General features: G+C 70.4%; 3 protein-coding genes. 1 reads left to right on the plus strand and 2 read right to left on the minus strand.

Annotation, left to right across the window (positions count from 1 at the left end; translation table 11 throughout):
- Positions 1-229: 229 nt before the first annotated feature.
- Positions 230-598: a helix-turn-helix domain-containing protein gene (locus IEZ15_RS43895; protein WP_114244923.1), complete on the minus strand. Its 369-nt coding sequence runs from the start codon at positions 596-598 to the stop codon at positions 230-232.
- Positions 595-969 (minus strand): type II toxin-antitoxin system RelE/ParE family toxin, encoded by a 375-nt coding sequence (locus IEZ15_RS43900; RefSeq protein WP_189282507.1) that lies wholly within the window; start codon positions 967-969, stop codon positions 595-597. The genes IEZ15_RS43895 and IEZ15_RS43900 overlap by 4 nt, the downstream gene beginning before the upstream one ends.
- A 24-nt stretch (positions 970-993) precedes the next feature.
- Between IEZ15_RS43900 and IEZ15_RS43905 the strand changes: the two genes are divergently transcribed.
- Entirely contained in the window at positions 994-1,467 is a 474-nt protein-coding gene (locus IEZ15_RS43905) for a hypothetical protein (protein WP_189282508.1), read from the plus strand.
- Positions 1,468-1,495: the final 28 nt, after the last annotated feature.

The following is a 1,495-nucleotide window of genomic DNA, read 5'->3' on the forward strand; positions in this document are numbered from 1 at the left end:
GACCGCGGCGATGCCCGGTGTACAGCGTCGAGGCGTACGGGAAGCCCTTGGTCGTGGAGTACACGTCGTCGTAACGGGCGTACCAGAGAATCTCCGGCAGGTCCCTACGGTCCACGCTTCGCCGCCGACCCGCACTCGGTCACCCGGCGCTCCTCCGCCCCCGCCCGCGCAGGGGTTCCCGCGTCATGCGGGGCGGCAGCGGCTTTTACGGGCGCTGGTTGGTCACACGTCAAGCCGCTGTGGAGCGGTTGCCCGGGGGCGCTTCGTCAGGCTCGCGGCCGTCGTGCGGGGTGAACACGAAGGCCGAGGCATCGCCGTCAAGGTCGATGGTCAGCGACGCGTCCAGGGCCTTGGCGAGGCGGGTGAGCACTTGCAGGGTCGGCACGGAGTCGCCGCCCTCGATGTGAGAGATCTGCGGCTGGGTCATGCCTGCGCGCCGCGCCAGTCCGGTCTGCGACAGACCGAGTTCGATACGGCGGTCGTAGACGGCCTGGCCGAGTGCGAACGCATACCCGGCTTCCCGGTAGGCCGGGGACTCCTCGACCGGCTCTCCCAGGAGCCTCCTGGTCCGGCGGGTCTTCCACTGGGAGTGGTTCACGGATTCTCCTCCTTGATCCGGTCGTAGCTGTGCTCAGCAGGACCGTGGTCCGCCTCGCACGACTTCTGCGCCTGCTGCGCACGCTCGACCTCGTCCGTCTCGCGCTGCCTGGTCTTACGGAACACCGTCAGCAGCACGATGTGCCGGTCAGGAGCCAGCCAGTACGTGATGCGCACGGCGTTGCCGTCCATGGTGAAACGCAGCTCGCGTACTTTGCCGCCGAGGTGGCGCGAGTACGGCTCCCCCAGAGTGGTTGGCTGAGCGGCGAGCATGTCGGCCGCCCGTTCGGCCTTGTCGTACTGGGCGTCCGAAAGGAGTTCCAGCCAACGCCGGACTTCCGGCTCAATCTCGATCTGCCAGGGACCGCTCACGGAAGCGACTATACAGAAATCTATATGAACCCGCAGCGCTGTCCAGACTGCACGCCGCAGCGGGACGGCGGTGGCGCCTTCGATCCCATGGACGCCTGCTGCCGGCATGCGGTGCAGGCCTCGGCGGTCGCCGGGCTGAAGCGCACCGGTGCGACCGCCGTCCATGTCACCGCCGACGGCATACGGGCCGAACTGCCGCCCGGCAGCACCGGAACGGTCGTGATCGCCGCGCCCCGGATCGCGGGCTGGAGCTGCCAGGGGCGGCCCGCCGACAGCTATCTGGGCCTGGTCTCCACACCGGCCCCCGCCCGCGGCACCCCCGTCGACTGCACGTTCCGGCCCCCAGGCCTGCGGGCGGGTGCGACGGTGGGCGCGGGCGCGGCACTCGCCCTGCCGGTGGCCGGGGCGTGGGGGCACGGCGCCGACGCCGGGGTCCGGCCTCCGGGAACTAGCCCACGATCGCGACCGGGGCGTCCCAGGCGTTCCGGTCGATCGTGAGCGTGCCTCCGGTGTGCGTCACCTTCTT

The organism is Streptomyces atratus (assembly GCF_014648655.1).
GTDB lineage: Bacteria > Actinomycetota > Actinomycetes > Streptomycetales > Streptomycetaceae > Streptomyces > Streptomyces atratus.

Excerpts from the sequence above, each read along its gene's own strand:
- IEZ15_RS43905 (WP_189282508.1), top strand. The coding sequence starts at position 994 with ATGAACCCGCAGCGCTGTCCAGACTGCACGCCGCAGCGGGACGGCGGT.